The sequence below is a fragment of the Serratia sp. BNK-12 genome, assembly GCF_047456085.1.
GTDB classification, from domain to species: domain Bacteria; phylum Pseudomonadota; class Gammaproteobacteria; order Enterobacterales; family Enterobacteriaceae; genus Serratia; species Serratia liquefaciens.
The window spans coordinates 1,137,001-1,159,979 of the sequence record NZ_CP179896.1 but is presented as its reverse complement, the minus strand read 5'-3'; the positions used below and the strand labels follow the sequence as shown (position 1 = coordinate 1,159,979).

Sequence of the window (22,979 nt, the reverse complement as noted above, 5' to 3'; positions counted from 1 at the left end):
CTTTCCCCTTCTTCAGGAACGACAACATGACGCTTTCCAGCACCGCCGCGCTACCGGCGGCAATTGCAGCACCAGGCTACGATCGCCAACGGCTAAAACCCCGAATCGTACACCTCGGTTTTGGCGCATTTTTCCGGGCTCATCAGGCGATTTACGCCGAGCGTCTGGCAAAGGATCACGCCAGCGATTGGGGCTACGGCGTGATCAGCATGCACAACGGCCAGCAAAAAATCGCCGATATACAACGTCAGGACCTGTTATATACGGTGGCCGAAATGGACGACAGCGGCTGGCGAGGTCAGGTTGTCGGCATTATCAGGCAAGCGCTGCATCTGCAGGTCGACGGGCTGGAAGCCGTACTTGAAGCTATGGCGCAGCCGGAAGTCGCTATCGTTTCACTGACCATCAGCGAGAAAGGCTACTGTTATCATCCCGCCAGTGGCCAGTTGCTGGCTGAACATCCGGACATTCAGCATGATATCGCCCACCCGCAGCGGCCAAAGTCCGCCCCCGGTTTGCTGCTGGCGGCGCTACGGCTACGTCGTGAGCGTGGGCTGCCGGCATTCGCCGTGATGTCCTGCGACAACATGCCGGCCAATGGCCAGGTGACCCGCAACCTGCTCTGCCAACTGGCGCAGCGACAGGATGCGGAACTGGCGGCGTGGGTTCAACAGCATGTCGCCTTCCCCTCCACCATGGTCGACCGCATTGTTCCGGCGATGACGGCGGAAACGCTGCGGCAGATTGAAGGTTTACTGGGTGGTATCGTCGATCCGGTCGCTGTCGCCTGCGAGCCCTTCAGCCAATGGGTAATAGAAGATAACTTCCCACAGGGGCGTCCGGCGTGGGAAAAGGTCGGCGCCGAACTGGTCCACGACGTGCTGCCTTACGAAGAAATGAAGCTGCGGATGCTCAACGGCAGCCACTCTTTTCTGGCTTATCTGGGCTATTTGGCCGGCTATGCGCATATCAGCGACTGCATGCAGGATGCGCATTTTGTGCGTGCGGCGCGCCATCTGATGCTGGCGGAACAGGCGCCGACGCTGCAAGTCAGCGGTGTGGATCTGACGCAGTACGCCGAATCGCTGCTGGCTCGCTATCGCAATGGTGCGCTGAAGCACCGCACCGGACAAATCGCCATGGACGGCACGCAAAAACTGCCACAGCGTTTGCTGGACGCCATCCGCTGGCACCTGGCACAGGGCAGCGATTTTAGCTGCCTGGCTTTAGGGGTGGCCGCCTGGATGCGCTACGTCGGCGGCCAGGACGAGCAGGGTCAGGTTATCGAAATCAACGATCCCCTGCGTGAACGTCTTGCCGAACGGGTCGGCAACAGCCGTGAAGGCGCCGAACGGGTACTGGCGCTGCTGCAACTCGAGACGGTGTTTGGGCGCGATCTGCCGGACAGCTTACGGTTCGTCAAGGCGGTGACCGATGCCTACCTTACGCTGCTGGCGCAGGGGGCTCGAGCCACCGTTGCCGCGCTGCCCGTCTTCGAAAACACATCGGAAGCACGATGATGGATGTCACTGAGTCGAAGCCCCTGGCCAGCGAATGACATCATTGAGTTATCATATTAAGCGGGTGGATTAATCCGCCCGCCATCAAAGAATAATCTGCTAGTATGGTGGCACCCGAATCTCAGCCAGATTACCGATCTTCACCATGTCTGAAACCTACAGCCTTACCAACAACCTCCCGGTCAATCAGCAAATCTATCGGTTCCTGCGTAAGGATATCGTCGATTGCACCATTCCCCCCGGCACCTTGTTGTCTGAGAAAGAGATCTCCACCCGCTTTAGCGTTTCACGTCAGCCGGTGCGCGAGGCCTTTATCAAGCTGGCGGAAGCGGGACTGGTGCAGATCCTGCCGCAGCGCGGTACTTTCGTGATGAAGATTTCCGCCAAGCGGGTAGCCGACGGGCGCTTTATTCGTCAGGCAGTGGAATGCGCGATTGTTCGTCGTGTCGCAGAACGGATCACGGCGGAGCAGTTGATGACGCTGGAGCATAATTTGCATCGCCAGACGTTGGCGGCGCAAAATCGGCAAACCCGTGAGTTTTTGGCACTGGACGACGAGTTCCACCAGTTGCTAACCCAGTTTGCCGGCTGCCCGCTGGCCTGGGAAACCATCGAAACCATCAAGGCCACCATGGATCGGGTGCGCTTTCTCAGCCTGAGCGAGGTTTCGCCGCCGGAAAGCCTGATCCAACAGCATTACCGCATTTTTGAAGCGCTGAAAGCACAGGATGCCGACGCTGCCGAGCGCGCCATTCATGAACACCTGCAAGAGATGATTTACTCCATTACCCCTATCTCTATGCAAAATACCGAGTGGTTTGAAGTCGAATAATCAGCCACAAATCTTCCGTGGGGCGATCGTCCCCACGTATTTGGCCACGCAAATGGCAATTCCTCTCAATCGCATCTATTGTTTCTCCTTGCCATCAGGATTTCATTACTATCGTTCTATCAGCTTCAATCACCGCTTTTTGCTACGCCGGTGGTCAGATACCTTAGGTTGCCGGTGTATGAAGAAGCTAAATCGGGAGTTAATCATGACTGATATTGCACAGTTGTTAGGAAAGGAAGCGGAAGACCTGTTGCAACACCGCTGTACTACCATCCCTGCTGAAAATCTCTACCTGCCGGGCGCCGACTTTGTTGACCGGATAATGATCGATAACAACCGCCCCAACACCGTGTTGCGTTCAATGCAAAGCCTGCTTAACCATGGCCGCCTGGCCGGCACCGGCTACCTGTCTATTCTGCCGGTCGATCAGGGCATTGAGCATTCTGCCGGCGCGTCTTTCGCCGCTAACCCGCTGTATTTTGATCCGAAAAATATCGTCGAACTGGCCATTGAGGCCGGTTGTAACTGCGTCGCCTCCACTTATGGCGTGCTGGCGTCAGTCTCGCGCCGCTACGCGCACAAAATTCCGTTCCTGGTCAAACTGAACCATAACGAAACCCTGAGCTACCCGACCCAATACGACCAGACGCTGTACGCCAGCGTCGAGCAAGCGTTCAACATGGGCGCGGTTGCGGTCGGCGCCACTATTTACTTTGGTTCCGAGCAGTCACGCCGCCAGATTGAAGAAATTTCCAGCGCCTTCGAGCGCGCTCACGAGCTGGGTATGGTCACCGTGCTGTGGGCCTATCTGCGCAACCCGGCGTTCAACAAAGATGGCGTGGACTATCATTCCAGTGCCGATCTCACCGGCCAGGCCAACCACATTGCCGCCACCATCGGAGCAGATATCGTTAAGCAAAAAATGGCGGAAAACAACGGCGGCTACCGCGCGGTGAAATTCGGTTATACCGATGACCGCGTTTACAGCAAGCTAACTACCGACCATCCGATCGATTTGGTGCGCTACCAACTGGCCAACTGCTATATGGGCCGCGCCGGGTTGATTAACTCCGGCGGTGCCGCCGGTGAGAATGACCTGCAGGAGTCGGTTCGCACCGCGGTCATCAACAAACGCGCAGGCGGCATGGGCCTGATTCTGGGGCGCAAGGCGTTCAAGAAATCGATGAAAGAAGGCGTGGCGTTGATCAATGCCGTTCAGGACACCTACCTGGACAAGAAAGTCACCATCGCCTGATCCCAAGCCACACCCAGTTCGTTTCTCCAGCCCGGTTCGCCGGGCTTTTTTGTCGCATTTTTCTGTCGATCCCCGCTCCCCTTTTCTGCTCCCCCGCCGCTTAATGTTATTTTTCTTTCATTATTAACTTTCACAATAAAATATTTATCTTTCAAATTGTGATCTATTTAAAACAAATGAATCCATAAAGTGATTAGTGTAAGGCCCATGGCGACAGAGCCGCCGTTCGCTCCAGGCCATACCTTCCATCACAGGAGAATAATAATGATTGAGCTAATCACCCACGGAGCCGAATGGTTTATCGGCCTGTTTCAGAAAGGCGGTGAAGTGTTTGTCGGCATGGTGACGGGCATTTTACCTTTGTTAATCAGCCTGTTGGTCATTATGAACGCGCTGATCAAATTTGTAGGCCAGGAACGTATCGAACGCTTGGCGCAGCGCTGTGCGGGGAACCCGGTTTCTCGTTATCTGCTGCTGCCGCTGATCGGCACCTTTGTTTTTTGCAACCCGATGACCCTCAGCCTAGGGCGCTTTATGCCGGAGAAATACAAACCCAGCTATTACGCGGCAGCGTCCTACAGTTGCCACTCGATGAACGGTCTGTTCCCGCATATCAACCCTGGCGAACTCTTCGTTTATCTCGGCATTGCCAGCGGGTTGACCACCCTCGGCCTGCCACTGGGGCCGCTGGCGGTGAGCTATTTTCTGGTCGGGCTGTTCACCAACTTTTTCCGCGGCTGGATCACCGATCTCACCACCAGCCTGTTCGAACGCAAGATGGGGATCCGCCTGGATCGCCAGGTGCAACTTTAATTCGTGGAGTGCAGCATGAGTGCTTATATCCGTATTGAGAAAGGCGCCAGCGGCTGGGGTGGCCCATTAACGTTGCCGATCGAACCTGGCAAAAAAGTGGTGTACATCACTGCCGGTACCCGCCCATCGATCGTCGACCGGATTAGCGAACTGACCGGCTGGCCTGCCGTCGATGGCTTTAAAGAAGGCGAACCGCCGGCAGACGAAATTGGCGTCATGGTGATCGACTGCGGCGGTACCCTGCGCTGCGGCCTGTACCCGAAGCGCCGTATTCCGACGGTCAACATTCACGCTACCGGCCAATCCGGCCCGTTGGCGAAGTTTATCCTCGAGGATATTTACGTCTCCGGCGTGCGTGATAGCAACATCAGCCGGGTGGAAGCGGCTACCGATCAGATCCCGACAGCCACGTCGCAACCCAAGGGACGGGATTACGACACCAGCAAAAAAATCACCGAGCAGAGCGACGGCCTGTTGGCCAAAGTGGGTATGGGCATGGGATCGGTGGTGGCGGTGTTTTTCCAGGCCGGGCGCGACACCATCGACACGGTGCTGAAGACCATACTGCCGTTTATGGCGTTCGTCTCGGCGCTGATCGGCATCATCATGGCTTCCGGCCTCGGGGATTTTATCGCCCATGGCCTGACGCCATTGGCCAACAGCCCGATTGGGTTGGTGACGCTGGCGCTGATCTGCTCCTTCCCACTGCTATCGCCGTTCCTCGGCCCTGGCGCGGTGATCGCTCAGGTGATCGGCGTATTGGTCGGGGTGCAGATAGGCCTCGGCCATATCCCGCCGCAGCTGGCGCTGCCCGCGCTGTTCGCGATTAACGCGCAGGCCGCCTGTGACTTTATTCCCGTCGGCCTGTCGCTGGCGGAGGCCAAGCAGGACACGGTTCGGGTCGGCGTTCCTTCGGTATTGGTCGGACGTTTCCTGACCGGCGCACCGACGGTGCTGATCGCCTGGGCCGCATCCGCCTTCATCTACCAATAACTTCGTTTGCCAGGGAGCCGTTATGAATACCATTTTCCAGACCACCATCACCCAGATTGGCGACTGCGCCCGCGAGGCGCTGCAAGATGACATGTTGATCACCTTCCGTGAAGGCGCACCGGCAGACATCGAAGAATTCTGTTTCATCCACCAGCACGGCAACACCTCCGGTGAATTGCAGCCCGGGGGGTGGATGGAGCTGGCAGAGCAACGTTATCCAATCACCGCCGTCGGCGACGTCGCCACTCAAAACCTGCGTGAATTGGGCCACCTTACCGTACGTTTCGACGGCGAGCCACAGGCCGAATTCCCCGGTTCGATCCACGTATCCGGCACCACGCCGGCGGATATCCCGCTGGGCAGCACGCTGAAATTTATCGCATAAGGAGTAAACCATGTCTGAAGTAGCTGTAGTGATTGGCGGTGGCCAAACGTTGGGTGCATTTCTGTGCCAGGGTCTGGCGCAGGCGGGCTATCGCGTGGCGGTCGCCGATTTAAACGCGGATAACGCCCGGCAGGTAGCACAACAGATTAACGACCAATACGGCGCGGGCAGCGCGCGTGGTTTCCAGGCCGACGCCACCGACGAACAAAGCGTGATTGCGCTGGCGGCAGCGGTTGACGATGAATTCGGCCCGGCCAACCTGCTGGTGTACAGCGCCGGTATCGCCAAGGCGGCACCGATCACCGATTTCCCGCTGGGGGATTTCGACCGCTCGCTGCAGGTCAATCTGGTGGGCTATTTTCTCTGTGCCCGCGAGTTTTCTCGCCTGATGATCCGCGACGGCATTGCCGGACGCATCATTCAGATCAACTCTAAATCCGGCAAGGTCGGCAGCAAGCACAACTCGGGCTACAGCGCCGCCAAGTTCGGCGGCGTGGGGCTGACACAGTCGTTGGCGCTCGATCTGGCGGAATACGGCATTACCGTGCATTCCTTAATGCTGGGTAACCTGTTGAAGTCGCCGATGTTCCAGTCGCTGCTGCCGCAGTACGCACAAAAACTGGGGATCGCGCCGGATCAGGTTGAAAAGTATTACACCGACAAGGTGCCGCTGAAACGCGGATGTGACTATCAGGACGTGCTCAATACCCTGCTGTTTTACGCCAGCGATAAGGCTTCTTACTGCACCGGCCAGTCGATCAACATTACCGGCGGTCAGGTGATGTTCTGATCTTGTCAACGCTCCCTCTCCTTCTGGAGAGGGAAAACAAACAGGAGGCTATATGACTCAGGCATTGATCACCTTCGCAGTTCTGGCCTGGCTACTGCAAATCGCCCTCGGCTGGTGGCAGATCCAACGCTTCAACCGTGCCTTCGACGGCCTGTGCCGACTGGGTGCCGTCGGTGTCGGGCGTTCCGGCGGACGCTTTCAACCCCGGGTGGTGCTGGCGCTGGCCTTTGATTCCGAGCGGCGGGTTTGCGGCAGCATGTTAATGCGCGGCCTGACCATCTTTGCCCAACCGAAACCTATCGCCAGGCTGCACGGCCTGCATCAGCGCGATCTTCGCCCGGATGTGATCTTCCCCGAGGATCCCGCATGCCAGACTGCACTATCGTTAGCGATTGCCCCTAAATCATGATATTTTCACATTAAAAGACATTACCTTTCATATTGAATTGTTAGCCGAAGGGAAATGCGCAACTCTTGTGAACAGGACGGGCTATGAAACCAAAGCAGCGGCAGGCCGCTATCCTTGAATATCTGCAGCGGCATGGCAAAACGGCAGTGGATGCCCTGGCAGCGCACTTTGCCACCACCGGCACCACCATCCGCAAGGATCTCACCCTGCTGGAAGAGGAAGGTGAAGTGATCCGCACTTATGGCGGCGTGGTGCTCAGCCGCGACGATGGCGATCAGCCTATCGACCGCAAAACCCATATCAATACCGAAAAGAAACGCCAGATCGCCTATGCCGCCATCGGGCTTATCAACGACGGCGACTCGCTGATTTTCGACGCCGGCAGCACCGTGCTGCAAATGGTGCCGCATCTGGCGCAGTTCAATAACATCACGGTCATGACCAATAGCCTGCACATCGTCAATGCTCTGGTGGAGCTGGATAACGACCAAACCATCCTGATGCCCGGCGGCACCTATCGCAAAAAGTCGGCGTCCTTTCACGGCAGCCTGGCGGAATCGGCTTTCCAGCAGTTCAGCTTTGACAAACTGTTTATCGGGGCGGACGGCGTGGACCTTAATGCCGGTGTCACCACCTTTAACGAAGTGCACAACGTCAGCAAGGCGATGTGCGAAGCCGCCAGCCGCATTATCCTGCTGGTGGACTCGTCAAAGTTCGGCCGCAAAAGCCCGAACGTGGTCTGCGACCTGAGCGCCGTGGATACCCTGATCACCGATAAAAACATCAATCCGGATTACCTCGCCGCATTGCAGGCGAAAGGGATCAATATCATTCTGGTAGGAGATTTTGATGAGTAACGCCGCTGCCCTGCTGGCCTTTGCCCGCGAAACGCTGGAGATTGAGCTAACTGAAGCACAACGCCTGCTGGCGCGACTGGACGATAATTTCGTCTGCGCCTGCGAACTGCTGCTGAACTGCCGCGGCAAGGCGGTGATTTCCGGCATCGGCAAGTCCGGCCACATCGGTAAAAAAATTGCCGCCTCGCTGGCCAGTACCGGCACTCCGTCGTTCTTCGTGCACCCGGCAGAAGCACTGCATGGCGATCTCGGCATGATTGGCGCCGACGACGTGGTGGTGTTTATCTCTTATTCCGGCCGCGCCAAAGAGCTGGATTTAATCCTGCCGTTGCTGGCGGAAAATAACATCCCGGTGATTGCTATCACCGGCGGCAAAGAGTCACCTCTGGCGTTGGCTGCGGCCTGCATGCTGGACATCAGCGTCGAACGCGAGGCTTGCCCGATGGGTTTGGCGCCGACCTCCAGCGCGGTCAATACGCTGATGATGGGCGACGCATTGGCAATGGCTTTAATGCGCCAGCGCGGTTTCAACGCCGAAGACTTTGCCCGTTCACATCCGGGCGGCAGCCTGGGTGCGCGCTTGCTCAACCGGGTGCATCATCTGATGCGCACCGGCGATCGTCTGCCGAAAGTCAGTGAAAGCGCCAACGTGATGGAAGCCATGCTCGAACTGAGCCGCACCGGGCTGGGGTTAGTCGCAGTGTGCGACGCACAGCAGAAAGTGGTGGGGGTATTTACCGATGGCGACCTGCGCCGCTGGCTGGTAAAAGGCAATAGCCTGCAGGATGCGTTGAGCCCGGCCATTACCCGCCCTGGCTATCGCTTGCCGGAGCAGTGGCGCGCAGGGGAAGCCCTGGAAGCTTTGCACGAACAGCATATCAGTGCCGCACCGGTGGTCAATCTGGACGGCGTGCTGGTCGGCGCGATCAACCTGCACGATTTGCATCAGGCCGGGATCGGCTAATTAAACTGAAGAAACCCGCAGCAATGCGGGTTCCTCCTTGCCAATTCATCTCGGGTATCAATTCGGTACAGCCTCGACGATCGACAAATAACAACCGGTATCGATAATCCGGTTCAGCTTCAGGTCGGCGCTGGCCAACAGCGCCTTCAGTTCTTCTTCAGTGCGCACCTGCCCACCGTCAAAACTGCCCATCAGAACCAAATCAAGCTCCCGGCAGCTGTCCCAGGCGGTGTTATTCGGCACTATTACAGGTTCAATAAGCAATAGCTTCGATTGCGGGTGCATCGCATTACGACAGGTGCGTAATATGCGACTGGCCGGCTCATCGGCCCAGTCCATGACGATAAATTTCAACAGATAAAAGTCTGCCGTCGGACAGGCTTCAAAGAAACTGCCCGCGCAGGTTTCCCAACGCGAATCATCACCCAATTCACCAAGGCGGTTTCTTGGCAATACCTGCGGTTGGTCAAAAAGAATGCCTTTAACCGTCGGGTTGGCGCGCAATACGCTCAGCAGCAATCCGCCAAATCCCCCGGCGATATCTACCACCGTAGAATGCTCGGGGAATTTATAACTGCGCATCAAAATTTTATTTTCCAACGCCGACATCGATGCCATGCCGATATGGAAATCATTTTCCGCGTCAGGAATATCCTCTTGCGACCAATAATCATAGAATGGCATGCCGAATATTTGTTTAAATACCGGTTCGCCGCGTAACGTTGCCGCCAATTTTCCCAACGGACGCCACATTGTTTCATCCGTCAGCATCATTACACCGCCACGCAGTGAATCCGGCAAGTCTGAACGTAAATATTGCGCTACCGGGTTAAGCGAGAAACGTCCGTCTTCGGAAACGGAAAAAATATTGCGCGATGCCAGAATACTCAAGACCCGATGCAGCATTCTGCTATTTACCTCCAGCTTCCTTGCCAGCTCCTGGGCCGTTTTGGGGCCGTCGATCAGATGATCGGCCACGCACAGCTCAGCCGCAGCCCGCAAGGCGGCCTGCACGGTGAATCCCATCGTTTGATCCAACAAATACAAAGAGGCTTTTTCATCTTCAGAAAGAGTGACGTGATTAGTTGCCATGATCATAATGCTCCGTTTGGATATTTAACCTCAGACACCATTGCAAAATTAACAATGATTATTTATTTCGTGTGAAATAAATTCGCCAAACAAGATCATAGACACTAAATAAAATAAAACCATAAATCCAACAAGGTTATCAGGCAAAAATAACCATAAATCATGCAACCAATTAAATGGCAAAGGAATATATATAACAGGAAAAACAAAATGATAAAGCATAGATACAATTAGATAATTAATTCATGATGAAGCAATATATTCCTCGCTAGGATTTATTTTATATAAATTTCATTTCAATAATAGACACATACCTTAAAAATTCGGCTGAATGCAGATGCCTTCAGCCGAAAAATGATTATTTCCAGTCGGGATTATTCTCAAACTGTTGTTTCAGCAACGCCTTCATATCGTCGTTCGGTTTACCCAGCCATTGGTATTTGGCGTATTTCTTCGGATGGTCAACCGCTTCCGGCTTATCCGCCACCTCAACGCGCACGGCCCAGGCCTGTGATTTGTCTTCCTTAAACGCCACTATCATAAAGTTGTTGGCGCAGTCATGCGGCTTGCACAGATTGCCCACCAGATAGTTCTGCCCTTTCCAGCTCAGGCTCTGCGCCGGCGTGGAGGTTCCCATCCCCTTGCGCGCCCAACCCGGCAAGCGAGCCTGACCTTTGACCATATTTTGCCAACTGGTCTGGTAACCCGGCTGTTGGATCACGTCCGAGGTGGTGACGATCTGCTGAGCGAAACCACCCACGCTGAAGCTGAGTAACGCGCCGAAGATGGCGCCGCGAAGTGCGTTTTGTCCTGTCATGGCCTTCTCCCTAGAAAAAATTCGGTTGCACCCGGCCCAAGCCGGGTCTGGATCTAGTCAGACCACAAGGGTAGCAAAAAGTTGACTTACCACCAGGCATGAAAATGATGTACCGGCCCAATACCGTGCCCCACTTCCAGGGTATCCGCCTGCAGCAGGGCCTGTTGCAAATAGTCCTTGGCGGCAGCGACCGTTCCGGCCCAGTCGTCGTGACGCGGTCGCAGCGCCGCCAGGGCGGCAGACAGCGTACAGCCGGTGCCGTGAGTATGTCGGGTCGCCACGCGCGGCGCGGTAAACCGCAGCTCCTGCTCGGCCGTAAACAGCCAATCCGGACTTTCGCTTTCGCTAAGGTGACCCCCTTTCATCAACACCGCCTGACACCCCATCGCCAGGAGCGCCCGGCCCTGCTCGCGCATCTGGCGCTCATTTTCCGCCGGGGCGCACGCCAGCAGCGCCGCCGCCTCCGGCAGGTTCGGCGTGATGATCGACACCAGCGGCAACAGTTCACGACGGATCGAATCCACCGCCTCCGGCGCCAGCAGCGGATCGCCGCTTTTTGCCAGCATCACGGTATCCAGTACCACAAACGACGGCTGATAATGGCGCAAACGCTCCGCCACCGCCTGCACAATATCGGCGTTGGCCAACATGCCAATCTTGGTGCTGTCGATGCGCAGGTCGCTGAAGACGGAATCCAGCTGAGCGGCGACAAAGGCCGGATCTATGTTGTAGACCGACTGCACACCACGGGTGTTTTGCGCCACCAGCGCGGTAATCACCGAGGCACCATAGGCCCCCAACGCAGAAAAAGCTTTTAGATCGGCCTGAATGCCGGCGCCGCCGCTCGGATCGGTCCCGGCAATTGTCAGTGCGTTAATGCGTTTCATTGCAGTTCCTCCGGGCGCAGTTGATACAGTGCGTCGAGGAACGCTGGGGTGAAACTGCCCGGCCCGGCGGCACGGCGCGTGGCCCGTTCACCGCAAAGCGACATCACCCGGCAGGCGGTCGCCACGTTATCGAGCCGATCGCCCGGTAAACTGCAAAATGCCGCCACCACCGCAGAAAGTGCACAACCGGTACCGACCACCCGCGTCATCAGCACATCGCCGCCGGTAACCGCCCAGTCACGCTGGCCATCGGTGATGTAATCAACAACGCCGGTTACTGCCACTACCGCACCGCTGCTGCGCGCCAATTCGCGCGCCGCCGGCAATGCCGCCAGCGAGTCGTCTGCACTGTCTACGCCACGTCCGTTAGCCTGCAAACCGCTCAGCGCCATGATTTCAGAAGCGTTGCCGCGGATCGCCGCCGGCTTCTCACCCAACAAACGATGGGCAAACGCGGTGCGATAGACCAACCCGCCGACCGCTACCGGATCCAGCGTCCAGGGGGTTTGTGCCACGTTGGCAGCTTCCACCGCAGCCAGCATGGATTCAGCGCGTGATGCATTGAGGGTGCCAACGTTGATCAGCACCGCATCCGCCAGTCGGCTGAACTGCGCTGCTTCGGTCGGTTCTACCACCATCGCCGGCGAAGCGCCGAGCGCCAACAGGACGTTAGCCGTCAGTTCCTGCACCACTTCGTTGGTCAGGCAATGGATCAGGGGCGATTGGCGTTTAAATTGAGTCAAACAGGCCGCGGCGCGGGCGCCGGGGAAAACATCAGGTCGAGCGAGCATATTCCTCCCAACCGGCGTTCAAGAAGGCGGGTACCGGTTGGGGCACCGAGACTTCCCTACGCTGGCATAATCCAGATCAGGTAATACGGGTAAAATCTCAGCCACCGCGCATCGCGCAGGGCACCCCGAGTCAAGACGGCCATTATTGGGGTTGCCGCCGGTGAGGTCAATCGCGCTATAGTGTCAAAAAATAAAAAGGAGGCGCCATGCAGATAAGAAAATACCAAGAGGCCGATCGCCCCTTCCTGCGCACCCTGTATCTGGCTTCGCGTAAAGCGGCGTTTCCGTGGCGCGATACCGAAGATTACCGGCTGGAGGATTTCGATCGCTCAACGCTGGGCGAAGATATTTGGGTGGCGGAAGATCAGGGGAAGCGGCTGGGATTTGTGTCGATTTATCGCCAGGACAACTTTATTCACAACCTGTATGTCGATCCGCATCTGCCGCCGCTCGGCGTCGGCAGCGCACTGTTACAAGCGGCAGAACAAACCTTTACCGCCACCGGTTCGCTGAAATGCCTGGTGAAGAATGAGAAGGCGCTGGCGTTCTACCACAAGCACGGTTGGCGAATCATCACTACCGGCAATGACGGCGGCGAAGAATATTACCTGCTGCACTCCCCGGCAAAATAAAATAAGGGCACAGCGCAAACCGTGCCCGTTCATTAAAGCCCCCGGCTCAGGCGACAGAAGCTGCCGGGGTCAGTTTTGCGCGTGCGCGGATATTTCTGACCAACAGCCCCGACACTATGATCCCGGCACAGGCAAACATGCCCATCAGCCCGAAAACGATCTTGTAACCGGTCAGTCCTGGGAAGGCATCGAGAATATGACCGTACAGGCTAAAACAGAACATCGCCGGGGCATAACCGATAAAGCTGCCCAGCGCCATAGCCGCACCGGTATGTTCTTCGTCAATGCCGGCCTCACCGATGGGGGCAAAGAACACCGCTCTTTGGGTAAAGACCACTGCACCAAATCCCAGCGTACAGGCCATGCCCAAGTAAACCGGCATTTGTTCATGCGGTAACAGGATCAATAGCGCCAGCGCAATGGCGCTGATAATAAAGGTATAGAATAAATACTTGCTGGGAGACTTTAATACTTTATCGGCAATGAGACCACCAATCGGCCCCCCCACCATTTTTAAGCAGTATTGATTAATGATCCCGTAAGCACCCACCAGTGCAATCGGAAGCGCATAGACATGACTCAGGAAAGGAATAAAGAACGTCAATCCGCAATACACCGCGTAAACACAGAAAACGCTGAAGGCAATCAGCCATACCGTTTTGTTTTTCAATACGCTGCCCATGCCAGGCTTTTTATTGACGAGGGGTTGTTCTTTAGCGGGTAATTTTTCCTCTGGGCTTTCTTTCATCACCAACAGAATAATAACCCCTACGCAAATAGCGATGGCCGAATAAAACAATATGCCGACTTTAAAACCCAGGTAGCCGCTACCAAATGCGGTAAACAGCGCCAGCGCAGAAAAGGCCACCACCGTGTCGACAACCCCGCGCCCGGTTTCAAAAAAGCCGAACAACCGCCCCTGCTGAGTATTATCCCCCAGCATACTCACCGATTTGAGCAGCACCGGCCAATTCAGCATGTCACAGGTCACGCCGAACAGCGCCCAGACGAACAGTATGCCCCAGTACCCCGGCATGCTGGACAGGTAGATGCCAAGCAAGCCAGTAGCAATCAGCGAAAACGACATGGTAAAACGTCGCGGCAGACGATCGGAAAAATAGATTGATAAGAAGAAGCCAATGGTCGTCACAATCGAGTTAACCGACATGGCATTGCCTATTTCGCCGTTACTCAAGTGAAAATACTGTTGCATCGGAACATAAAAAGCATCTTTAAGGGAAGGCAATTTATAGATTGTCCCTCCACATAAAACCAACAAGCTAAATAATGCCCATCTTTTTTTAGTTAACATAGTCCCCTCACAGCCAATAATTAATAAGCGGTGTTGTTTACCCGATAATGAGACGAGCGTTGATCGCTCATCAGCGAGAATATGTAATTTATAGATTTATTTTTATATTATGCCGGATTTAGCAGTTCCTGAGCTTGCTGCGTTAAACTGTCAATGATGGTGCGAACATAGTGAATTTGATTTAAAGCATCCTGAGTTTCTTTCTTTAATCGCGCTTCCAACCCTTGCTCCGGTAACGCTGTTTCACTCATTTCTCGCCATGGAATGGGAGGATTATTCCCTTCGTCGCTGAAACGAAACGGCGGTGCGTAATAATCCACCTCTTCTTCCAGCCCGTAGGCGGTGACCTGCGGTTGATCTTCACCCAGACAGATCAGCCCCAATAACAGTTCTCGGAATGGCAGATCTCCCTGTCCGGAAATACAGGCACGATGCCCCATCCCCTTGTTCTCTCGCACAATAATTGCGTCCTTGATATGCACCTGAGTGATTTCCCCACTCATTGCCGCCAGTGCCGGCAGCGGCTCTTCATTGGCGTTAATCATGTTGGCGAAATCAAACAGCAGGGAAAGCTGAGGGAAATCTGCAGCTCGGACCAGGCCGACCAATTCATGGCTCTTGAGATCTTCATGCTGTTCCAGAGTAAAACTCAGGCCGCTGTGTTGATAACGCTGTTTGATGTACTGAATATCCGCACCGATACGCGCCAACACCTCTTGCAAAGGGCCCTGATAGCGCGGATAAAAACGCACTGAGCTGGCCCCACATTTCAGCGCGATATTCACCGCCTGATCGATAGTTTGCGAGTCGGAGGCGCTGGTTTCGATATGAATATCCAATCCATAGCGCCGAGCCTGTTCGCCAAACCGGCGCAGCCGGGCATCATCAGCATGGCAAAGCGCCTGACTTTCCCCATCCAGCACATGCAGCTTCACCCCTCGCAGCCGCTGCTGATGGGCGATGATCAGCAAATCCTCTGGCAGGATCTTCTCCATACGCATATTGAGATGAAAGGCGTAAGCATGCAGGTAAAGGGGCAAGTTCTGCGCCCGTAGAAGGACTTTCTCCGCCGTTAAGCGATCCATGATATTCACCTATAAGTTAATAAAGAAATCTACCGACTCGAAGCGCCAGTGCTCGATATCCACCTGCACGATACGGCGTTCGGCATCGGCACGATGCTTTTCGACCAAAATCGCAGGGGTGCTGGCGTTTCCGCCCATCACCTTGCAGGCCTCTCCGGATAACCGAGTGGGTTTAAAGGCCAGATGACGGGTTCGCGTGGAAGTGCCATAAGCCTGTTCCCAGACCTCGGCAAACGAGTTCTCACCCAGGCGTTCGATAAAACCGGGTGCCACTCGCGGGCTGATAAAGGTTTCGTGATAAAACACGATGTGATGATCCAGCGCTCCCCAACCAGAAATCTTGTAGATCTCGCTCGCCGCGTCGACCTGCAATAACTCTTTGATAAACCCCGGAGCTGCCAATACGCACTCTTTGGTCATATAGTCCCAGGAGGGACAACGGCCCTGCTCGATAGCCGCCTGTTTGAAACTGGTAGAGGAATTGGGGTTGTAGTTAAAACGCGGCAGTGCCGCAAACCAACCCCGTCGATCCTTGCGGAAGATCCTCGATTCGCTTTCCAGGAACAACAGCGCCTGACGTAACGTCATGCGTTTGATGTTCAGCAATTCTCCCAGTTCTCGCTCCGAAGGAAGCTTGTCACCGGGGGTGATTGCCCCCTGGCTCAGCCAGTCATTCAACCTGGCCTTTGCCAATTCAACGGTTGAGCTGTTTTCCATATCCACACCTAATTGGTTTAAACCAGATTGCACAACAGTATCGCGGTGAATTATGACAAACAATGGGGGTATTGGATTTTATGTGTGACTTCGGTCCCAGAACAGAAGGGATCTTGGCAACCTTGGGCAAGATCCCCCTCCGGTCCTCTCTTACTGCGGATTAAGCAAGGGGCCAGGCAGAATCAAGAACGCCGTCATTTTCCCGGCGCCGTCGGCATCGCACGCAGCGTCAGCCCCCAGAACACCAGGGCAATAAAGCTGACGCCCGCCCCCAGCCAGCACACCCCCTGCCAACCTGCCAGGGCGAATACGTGAGTGCTGGCAAAAGCGCCGAGCCCACTGCCAATGGCATAGAACAGCATGTAGACGCCCACTAACCGGCTATGCGCCTGCGGATGTGCGCTGAAAATCAGGCTCTGATTCAACACATGAATGGCTTGGCCTGCCAAATCGAGCAATACAATGCCGATAATCAACCACCCCAGGCCATAACCCAGCATGCCGAGCGGCAGCCAGGCCAGCACCAACAGCAGCAGGCAGATACCGCTCGCCACCTGCGCCAAGCCGCGGTCCGCCAGGTGCCCTGCTCTTACCGCCGCCAGCGCCCCCACCGCGCCCACCAGGCCAAAGGCGCCAATCACCGCATGCGAAAAGTTGAACGGTGCCTGACTCAGCGGCAGCACCAATGCGCTCCAGAAGATGCTGAATGCCGCAAACATCAACAGCGCCAGCATGCCGCGAATTTGCAACGTGCGATCGCGCAGCAACAGCGTCAGCATCGAACGCAGCAAGGCGGTGTAGCTAAGCGTTGAAGGCGGCGTGCTCGGTGCAGGCAGCAAACGTGCCAGAATCGGCAGCAAGATCAGCGTCACTCCGGCGGAAAAAAAATACACCGTGCGCCAACCTCCTGCGTCTGCCAACGCGCCGGACAGGGTTCTCGCCAATAGCAGACCCAGCACCACACCGCCCTGCGCCGCCCCCACGACCCGCCCACGCTCATGAGGTGCCGCCAGCGTGGCGGCAAAAGCGATGAGTCCTTGCGTCATGGCGGTGCCCAATAATCCCACCAGCAACATGCCGATCAGCATAAGCAGGCTGCTGTTTGCCCAACCGACCATGCACAATGCGGCAATCAACAACAGTTGCTGTACCGCTAACAGCCGATGGCGATTAATGCGATCCCCCAGCGGTACTACCAATACCAGCGCCAACGCGCAACCAAGCTGGGTGGCGGTGATCACCATACCCACCGACGCCACGCTGATAGCAAATTCCTGGGCTATGGCATCCAACAACGGCTGGGCGTAATAGACATTAGCCACGCTAAAAGCGCTGGCGCCGGCCAGCAACAACACCAGCGAAGCCGGCAGCCGACTCAGTCCCCTCGCCTGAGATACGCAGATCGGATCCAGCGTTTTGTCACTCATCGTTTTCTCCAAAGTGGTTTCATTATTAAACCTAATGGACATTACGCGTAGAGGTTTTATAATGCAACCAGATAGTGTGGCAGGAGGGATAACGTGAAACGTAAAAGCCTGGAAGATGCACCGTGCCCGGTGGCACGCACTTTGGATGTGATTGGCGACTGGTGGTCACTGTTGATTGTGCGCGACGCGTTCGACGGCGTGCGCCGCTTCAGTGAATTCCAAAAGGGGCTGGGGATGGCGAAAAATATCCTTTCCACCCGTCTGCGCACCCTGGTGGCACAGGGCATTCTGGAGATCGCACCGGCCTCAGACGGCAGCGCCTATCAGGAGTATATTCTCACAGACAAGGGCCGAGCCCTGTTCCCGGTGATCGTCGGCTTGCGCCAATGGGGGGAAGACCATCTGTTTGCCGAGCAAGAGGCGCATTCAACCTTGGTCGAAAGCGACAGCGGCCAACCGATCCCGCGCATGACGCCGACCGGCAGCGTCGGGCAAACGCTCACACCGCTGAATACCCGGGTGGTAAAGGTGGGTGAAGAGTAAAATCACATTAGTTGAACCTACAGCCGCTGAGGCAGATGTTTGGCTGGAACGCGGCTTTGGAGCAAAACTGCAAAAATGGTAATTTCGCTGTTTGCTGTAGCGTAATAAATCATATGGCTGAGGTAGGGAAAGCTATAAACACCGTTCCCTGGATCCTCGACTCGATGCTGCCCAATGCCTGGCATTTCCGTCAGGTTGGTTAATACTTGGCGCAGTCTTACGAGGTAATCTCTGGATTGCTGCATGCCCCAGTTGCTCAATGTGTAGTCGCGAATCTCCCGGATATCGTTTTGCGCCTCACCGGTCAGTCGGTAACTGGCCATTTATCCTTTATCCTTTATCCTGCTCCAGCAGTTCAGAGAAAAACGTCTCGCCATCAACGGCATTGCCGATCGCCATATCATGCTGGGAACGCTGAATCTTCATTTGTAACAGTTGGAGTTTCATCGCTTCAATTTGCTCGTAATCTTCGGCAGACACCACAACCGCAACGGGCTTGCCATTACGGGTGATTTGTACCGGTTCACGCTGAGCCTTAAGCAGCAAATCGCCAAACTGGGTTTGGGCTTCATTGGCTGTCAGAATATGCATTTTCATTACCTTTCGACTAAATCGTTCGATTCGCTCATTCGATTTCTTGAGCAAAAATTATTCACACGATTTTATTGGGGGCGATCTTTCGGTTTACGCATTACCCCATATGCCCCTTCGCAAGGCCTCAAGGGTTACTGTATAGTCCGCGTTTTACGGGGAAATCATGCTGACTCAATCATCCATTCGCCTTAATAAATACATTAGCGACAGCGGCATCTGTTCACGCCGCAGTGCCGATCGTCATATCAAACAGGGCAACGTTTTCATCAACGGCAACGTAGCCGCCGTGGCCGCTCAGGTATTTGTCGGGGACGTGGTGCAAGTTAACGGCCAGCGGATTGAGCCACGTAATGCGGAAGATTTGGTGCTTATCGCGCTGAACAAGCCGGTGGGCATCATCACCAGCATGGGAAAGCACGTGCAAAATAACATCGGTGATTTCGTCAATCACAGCAAACGCACCTTTCCTATAGGCCGTCTGGACAAAGATTCCCAGGGGCTGATTTTCCTGACCAATCACGGCGAACTGGTCAATAAGATCCTTCGTGCCGGCAATAACCACGAAAAAGAGTATCTGGTTACCGTCGATAAGCCGCTGACCGACGCGTTTATTCAGGGGATGAGCGCCGGTGTCCCCATCCTGGATACGGTGACGAAAAAGTGCCGGGTGGAGAAAATCGCGCCGCAGATGTTTCGCATCACGCTGGTTCAGGGCCTTAACCGCCAAATCCGCCGTATGAGCAAATACTTTGGTTATCACGTCACCAAACTTGAGCGTGTGCGCATTATGAACGTCGATCTGACAGGATTGCCGCTGGGCGAATGGCGAGATTTGACCGGTGACGAAAAGAACGTGCTGTTTAAGCTGATTGAGCACTCATCTTGCGAGGATGTTCGCCTGCCCGTTTCGCTAGCGCCTGATGTCAGCGAAAATCTCGACAGGGAGTGAAGGTTTTCTGGAGCAGAGATATCGCCAGGCAACCAGGTAAAACTGCAAGTTGCCCAACGACATCTCAAGACCAAAGGCCCTTTTCCTCAGTGAATCAGAACGACCATCTGATATTGGCATTGACCGAATTGACCTGGGTATCAGAACCGTACTGCCCCTGATAACCGAGAGCCAACGTAGTGGAACGCGACAGCTTCACGCTCACCCCCACATCCGCCACCAGCAGATTGTCATCTACCGCCTGTCCCTGCGTGATAAATGCGTCGCTGCCGGCAAATGCCATGCGCGATGACGTATTTTTATCGCCGTAAGCGTGCTGCCAGCCTAATGAACCGTAAAGGCTGACGTTTTTCGGCAGTTCGGTAGATCCCCGCACGCCCAACGTTGAATAGAACGTATTCATCGTTTCATTACGGACGCTCAGCGCCGCTGCCCCGCCTTTCTCCTGGAAGTTATCGGTATGCAAACGGATATAACTCAGGTTGACGAATGGCTCGATATTCGCATCCAACTGACCAAAACGGTAACCCGCTTCGGTGAACGCCAGCAGCGAGTCTGCGTCATAGTCCGCCTTGAGCCGATCCGAGTAATTGCCGAAATTAACGTTGCGCTCATTTTCGAGTCGGTGCCAGGTATAGCCCAGCGCACCGCGCAGGGAGAAGGCATCCTGCTGCCCTGTAGCGTACAGACCCAGGTGGTAATTATCGCTGTCGGAACTGGAGCGACGGCTATCGACATCATAGTCGCCACGGCTATAGCCTACGTATCCCCCTACGCGGATACTGTGGTCAGCGAGTTTACGATCGGCGCCCAACAGGAAACCGCTGGTGTGGCCGTCCAATTTCCCAACGTTATCGTTACCGCTGTTTCTCATCCAGGAGCCGAACGTCTGCCCCCAAACGCCGTTATTTTCAGCCTGAGCCGGTTGAACCAACGTCATCGCCATCGGTGGAACAGGCAGCGCATCATTATCAAATACGCGAAGCATGCGCTGATTCAACACGTTGAGCAGCATGCTACTGCCGGCGATCAGGTTAGACTGAATGGACGGATAAACTTCACCGGACAGTTGATTGAACGCCTCGCGCGCTTCCGGTGCGCTCAACAGCAGCACAGAGTTATACAAGGCCAGCGAAGGACCGCTTTGCGTTAACGTCGAGAGCGCACCGGCGGTATTCCACTGGTTACTGGTTTGCGCGACCGTTTGGAAAATACCGGGCTTGCCGCCTTCACCTGGGTTGCCTCCTTCACCTGGGTTGCCTCCTTCGCCTGGGTTACCGCCCTCGCCTGGGTTACCGCCCTCGCCTGGGTTGCCGCCCTCGCCTGGGTTGCCGCCCTCACCTGGGTTACCGCCTTCGCCTGGGTTGCCACCTTCACCTGGGTTACCGCCCTCGCCTGGGTTGCCACCTTCGCCTGGATTACCGTCCTTTTGTGCAATCGTCAGATCCACGGCGTTGGTGCTGTGGTTAAGCGCAACGTCCAAAAATGCAGATTTTGAGACGGCTTCAGCAAACCGACCGTCAATCCCGCCATCCGAGGTCAAAATGCGATAGCTTTGGCCGGTTTGATAGCTGGTTTGCGGATCCAACGCGGTCACCTGCACCTTGGCCTGATCGCTGATGGTGGTTTTGCCTGAAACGACCAGTTTGTCGCTGCTGCCATCACCGGCGATATCGACGTCATAGAAGGATTCACCCAGGAAATTCAGATAGCGTTTCAGCGTCAGGGTACCGATGTTGCCGTCGCCAGGGGAAATATGGCCGCCGGACTGGATTTCAGTCTGCCCCAAGGTGCCGTTGCCGCCCAGCGTCCCGCCGGCTTTGATTGACGCGGCGCTGCTGTAACCCAGACCATTGCTGACGTCAGAACCGGCAGTGGCGTTCAGGATCAGCGTGCCGCCATTCTCGGCGCTCAGCGTCTGCACATCGAAAACGTTGTCTTCTTGCTGCGTATTGATGTCGCTGGCGATGGTGATTTTGCCGCCGCGTGCGGTGACATTCGCCTGGAGTTGAGTCAGGTCGCCGCTCAACGTCGTCTGGCCGGCCGTGTTGATGACTTCGCCTTCGCCGACCATCTTGTTGCGGAAGTCGTAGTTATCTGAGTTGTGATTAAAGTAAACGTAGCTGCCGAACAACCCGCCACGCAGATTGACCACCGTTTGGGCATCGACAGTACCCGCACCACCCGCCGCGCCGAGCGTAGGTTCGGTCAAGCCGGTGCCGGTATCCATGTTGCCTCGGCTGCCGATAATCAACGCGCCGCGGTTAGAGCCGGACCCGGTATCCCCCAACCGCAATTCGTTGCTGCCGGCAGAGAATGAGCCGCCATCAACAACCGACAGCACCCCGTTGCCATAATCCCCTACGTTGACATTGCCCGCACTGGTAAAGCGTGAGCCGTTGCCGGCGATGTAAAGCTCTGCGGTTTTTCTTGAGCCTGAAACACCGGCAATCTCCGCGCTACCAACGTTGACCGCACCGCCGTTCAGCACGTCCACATCGCCATTGGCGGTGAGCGACTGGGTGATATTCCACAGAGAGTTATTGCCGGTCACCGTGGCTTTGGGGTTGAGCTTGTCAGCCTCGTCGGGGCGAAAACCGCTGTCGATTCTGGCGGCGGCCGTGGTGGTCACTACCCCGCCATCTTCAATCAGCAAGGTTGAACGTGCGCCCTGTCCGAAGCCGAGACCGAGTCTCTCACTGATCACCTGGGAACCGGCCCCTTTGACATTAAGATGGCTGTCATACCCCCCGGTGGTGCCGACGATAATCTCTTCCGCCGTCGCCAATCCGCCCTCTTCTACCCGTAACGTCCCCAGCCCCAGATTCAGACTGCCGTGCATAACGGATTGGTCATTGATCGCATTTAATACGGCATTCGGCCCTTTGACCGTGACCAGGCTTTCGTATATCTGGCCATTAGCACGACGGCCAATATTGACGTTATAGGCATTGATTTGGCCATTATCGATCAACAGGTTTCCGCTTTGATTACGGCCGACGTAAACATCCCCGGTGTAAGTCAAAGATTCGGTAATACGTGATTCACCATCAAAAATAGCATCATCGGCACGCGCCACGTCGGCTGGGCCAATCAATATCAACGGTGCGGAAAAAAGTGCGAGGTAAACTTTCGAAAGCGGTTTTCTTACCGCTAAGTTATGCGATGTTTTATCTTTCATGTTTTCTCTCCGGCCCAATTATCTTGATGCCATCAAAGTTATTATTTATATGAAAAACTCAATGCATTAGAGGATGCGCGGCGCGTTTTGCGAGAACACAGGCTGATTTGTCATCGAGACACTAGCTTATTGCC

At 55.4% G+C, this 22,979-nt stretch carries 24 protein-coding genes and 1 riboswitch; of the genes, 13 read left to right on the top strand and 11 right to left on the bottom strand.

All coding sequences use genetic code 11. The features are described 5' to 3' along the window. Positions 1 to 26: 26 nt before the first annotated feature. From ACMGG1_RS05220 to gutQ, 10 genes are all read left to right on the top strand, one after another. A complete protein-coding gene (locus ACMGG1_RS05220; protein WP_414161199.1) occupies positions 27 to 1,520 on the top strand; it encodes a mannitol dehydrogenase family protein in 1,494 nt (497 codons plus the stop codon). A gap of 145 nt (positions 1,521 to 1,665) precedes the next feature. Further along, entirely contained in the window at positions 1,666 to 2,352 is a 687-nt protein-coding gene (locus tag ACMGG1_RS05215) for a GntR family transcriptional regulator (protein WP_198640014.1), read from the top strand. 205 nt (positions 2,353 to 2,557) lie between these two features. Next, positions 2,558 to 3,607 (top strand): class I fructose-bisphosphate aldolase, encoded by a 1,050-nt coding sequence (fbaB, locus tag ACMGG1_RS05210; protein WP_012146277.1) that lies wholly within the window; start codon positions 2,558 to 2,560, stop codon positions 3,605 to 3,607. Positions 3,608 to 3,871: 264 nt separating this feature from the next. Then, positions 3,872 to 4,420: a PTS glucitol/sorbitol transporter subunit IIC gene (locus ACMGG1_RS05205; RefSeq protein ID WP_020828107.1), complete on the top strand. Its 549-nt coding sequence runs from the start codon at positions 3,872 to 3,874 to the stop codon at positions 4,418 to 4,420. A gap of 15 nt (positions 4,421 to 4,435) precedes the next feature. Beyond that, positions 4,436 to 5,413 carry a PTS glucitol/sorbitol transporter subunit IIB gene (locus ACMGG1_RS05200; protein WP_020828108.1) on the top strand — a complete coding sequence of 326 codons (978 nt, stop codon included), beginning with the start codon at positions 4,436 to 4,438 and terminating at the stop codon, positions 5,411 to 5,413. A gap of 22 nt (positions 5,414 to 5,435) precedes the next feature. After that, on the top strand, positions 5,436 to 5,798 hold the full coding sequence (srlB, locus tag ACMGG1_RS05195; protein ID WP_115058282.1) for a PTS glucitol/sorbitol transporter subunit IIA: 363 nt from the start codon (positions 5,436 to 5,438) through the stop codon (positions 5,796 to 5,798). A gap of 10 nt (positions 5,799 to 5,808) precedes the next feature. Continuing rightward, on the top strand, positions 5,809 to 6,588 hold the full coding sequence (gene srlD, locus ACMGG1_RS05190; protein WP_020828110.1) for a sorbitol-6-phosphate dehydrogenase: 780 nt from the start codon (positions 5,809 to 5,811) through the stop codon (positions 6,586 to 6,588). 52 nt (positions 6,589 to 6,640) lie between these two features. Beyond that, entirely contained in the window at positions 6,641 to 6,997 is a 357-nt protein-coding gene (gene gutM / locus ACMGG1_RS05185) for a transcriptional regulator GutM (RefSeq protein ID WP_122080004.1), read from the top strand. An 83-nt stretch (positions 6,998 to 7,080) separates the two neighbouring features. After that, positions 7,081 to 7,854, top strand: coding sequence for a glucitol operon DNA-binding transcriptional repressor SrlR (gene srlR / locus ACMGG1_RS05180; RefSeq protein WP_020828112.1), 774 nt, complete (start codon positions 7,081 to 7,083; stop codon positions 7,852 to 7,854). After that, entirely contained in the window at positions 7,847 to 8,818 is a 972-nt protein-coding gene (gene gutQ, locus ACMGG1_RS05175) for an arabinose-5-phosphate isomerase GutQ (RefSeq protein ID WP_020828113.1), read from the top strand. The genes srlR and gutQ overlap by 8 nt, the downstream gene beginning before the upstream one ends. Before the next feature lie 57 nt (positions 8,819 to 8,875). Here the strand turns inward: gutQ and ACMGG1_RS05170 are convergent, their stop codons facing one another. From ACMGG1_RS05170 to thiM, 4 genes are all read right to left on the bottom strand, one after another. Next, a complete protein-coding gene (locus ACMGG1_RS05170) occupies positions 8,876 to 9,910 on the bottom strand; it encodes a methyltransferase (protein ID WP_061069179.1) in 1,035 nt (344 codons plus the stop codon). Between the two features lie 358 nt (positions 9,911 to 10,268). Beyond that, positions 10,269 to 10,727 carry an inhibitor of vertebrate lysozyme family protein gene (locus ACMGG1_RS05165; RefSeq protein ID WP_046372928.1) on the bottom strand — a complete coding sequence of 153 codons (459 nt, stop codon included), beginning with the start codon at positions 10,725 to 10,727 and terminating at the stop codon, positions 10,269 to 10,271. Between the two features lie 86 nt (positions 10,728 to 10,813). Further along, positions 10,814 to 11,614 carry a bifunctional hydroxymethylpyrimidine kinase/phosphomethylpyrimidine kinase gene (gene thiD, locus ACMGG1_RS05160; RefSeq protein WP_046372927.1) on the bottom strand — a complete coding sequence of 267 codons (801 nt, stop codon included), beginning with the start codon at positions 11,612 to 11,614 and terminating at the stop codon, positions 10,814 to 10,816. Then, positions 11,611 to 12,405 carry a hydroxyethylthiazole kinase gene (thiM, locus tag ACMGG1_RS05155; RefSeq protein ID WP_046372926.1) on the bottom strand — a complete coding sequence of 265 codons (795 nt, stop codon included), beginning with the start codon at positions 12,403 to 12,405 and terminating at the stop codon, positions 11,611 to 11,613. Before thiM ends, thiD begins: the two co-directional genes overlap by 4 nt. 36 nt (positions 12,406 to 12,441) lie before the next feature. Then, positions 12,442 to 12,543: riboswitch (TPP riboswitch) on the bottom strand. A gap of 68 nt (positions 12,544 to 12,611) precedes the next feature. Between thiM and ACMGG1_RS05150 the strand changes: the two genes are divergently transcribed. Continuing rightward, complete coding sequence (locus ACMGG1_RS05150; RefSeq protein WP_046372925.1) at positions 12,612 to 13,037, top strand: GNAT family N-acetyltransferase; 426 nt, start codon at positions 12,612 to 12,614, stop codon at positions 13,035 to 13,037. 46 nt (positions 13,038 to 13,083) lie between these two features. Here the strand turns inward: ACMGG1_RS05150 and ACMGG1_RS05145 are convergent, their stop codons facing one another. From ACMGG1_RS05145 to ACMGG1_RS05130, 4 genes are all read right to left on the bottom strand, one after another. Continuing rightward, entirely contained in the window at positions 13,084 to 14,349 is a 1,266-nt protein-coding gene (locus ACMGG1_RS05145; RefSeq protein WP_128865069.1) for an MFS transporter, read from the bottom strand. Between the two features lie 107 nt (positions 14,350 to 14,456). Then, positions 14,457 to 15,434: a sugar phosphate isomerase/epimerase family protein gene (locus ACMGG1_RS05140; protein ID WP_130016659.1), complete on the bottom strand. Its 978-nt coding sequence runs from the start codon at positions 15,432 to 15,434 to the stop codon at positions 14,457 to 14,459. 9 nt (positions 15,435 to 15,443) lie between these two features. Further along, the gene (locus ACMGG1_RS05135; RefSeq protein WP_414161198.1) at positions 15,444 to 16,151 is read right to left on the bottom strand and encodes a GntR family transcriptional regulator; all 708 of its coding nucleotides are present in this window, start codon (positions 16,149 to 16,151) and stop codon (positions 15,444 to 15,446) included. A 194-nt stretch (positions 16,152 to 16,345) separates the two neighbouring features. Further along, on the bottom strand, positions 16,346 to 17,578 hold the full coding sequence (locus ACMGG1_RS05130; RefSeq protein WP_414161197.1) for an MFS transporter: 1,233 nt from the start codon (positions 17,576 to 17,578) through the stop codon (positions 16,346 to 16,348). A 93-nt stretch (positions 17,579 to 17,671) separates the two neighbouring features. Between ACMGG1_RS05130 and ACMGG1_RS05125 the strand changes: the two genes are divergently transcribed. Then, positions 17,672 to 18,121, top strand: coding sequence for a winged helix-turn-helix transcriptional regulator (locus ACMGG1_RS05125; protein WP_020828124.1), 450 nt, complete (start codon positions 17,672 to 17,674; stop codon positions 18,119 to 18,121). A 17-nt stretch (positions 18,122 to 18,138) separates the two neighbouring features. On the opposite strand, the gene ACMGG1_RS05120 is transcribed toward ACMGG1_RS05125, so the two are convergent. Both ACMGG1_RS05120 and ACMGG1_RS05115 read right to left on the bottom strand, forming a co-directional pair. Beyond that, positions 18,139 to 18,444 (bottom strand): type II toxin-antitoxin system RelE/ParE family toxin, encoded by a 306-nt coding sequence (locus ACMGG1_RS05120; protein ID WP_185959377.1) that lies wholly within the window; start codon positions 18,442 to 18,444, stop codon positions 18,139 to 18,141. A 7-nt stretch (positions 18,445 to 18,451) separates the two neighbouring features. Next, positions 18,452 to 18,712, bottom strand: a complete 261-nt coding sequence (locus tag ACMGG1_RS05115) for a type II toxin-antitoxin system Phd/YefM family antitoxin (protein WP_414161196.1) — start codon at positions 18,710 to 18,712, stop codon at positions 18,452 to 18,454. Between the two features lie 166 nt (positions 18,713 to 18,878). On the opposite strand from ACMGG1_RS05115, the gene rluF reads away from it, so the two are divergent. Next, complete coding sequence (rluF, locus tag ACMGG1_RS05110) at positions 18,879 to 19,664, top strand: 23S rRNA pseudouridine(2604) synthase RluF (protein ID WP_217331793.1); 786 nt, start codon at positions 18,879 to 18,881, stop codon at positions 19,662 to 19,664. A 94-nt stretch (positions 19,665 to 19,758) separates the two neighbouring features. On the opposite strand, the gene ACMGG1_RS05105 is transcribed toward rluF, so the two are convergent. Continuing rightward, a complete protein-coding gene (locus tag ACMGG1_RS05105) occupies positions 19,759 to 22,845 on the bottom strand; it encodes an autotransporter domain-containing protein (protein WP_414161195.1) in 3,087 nt (1,028 codons plus the stop codon). Positions 22,846 to 22,979: the final 134 nt, after the last annotated feature.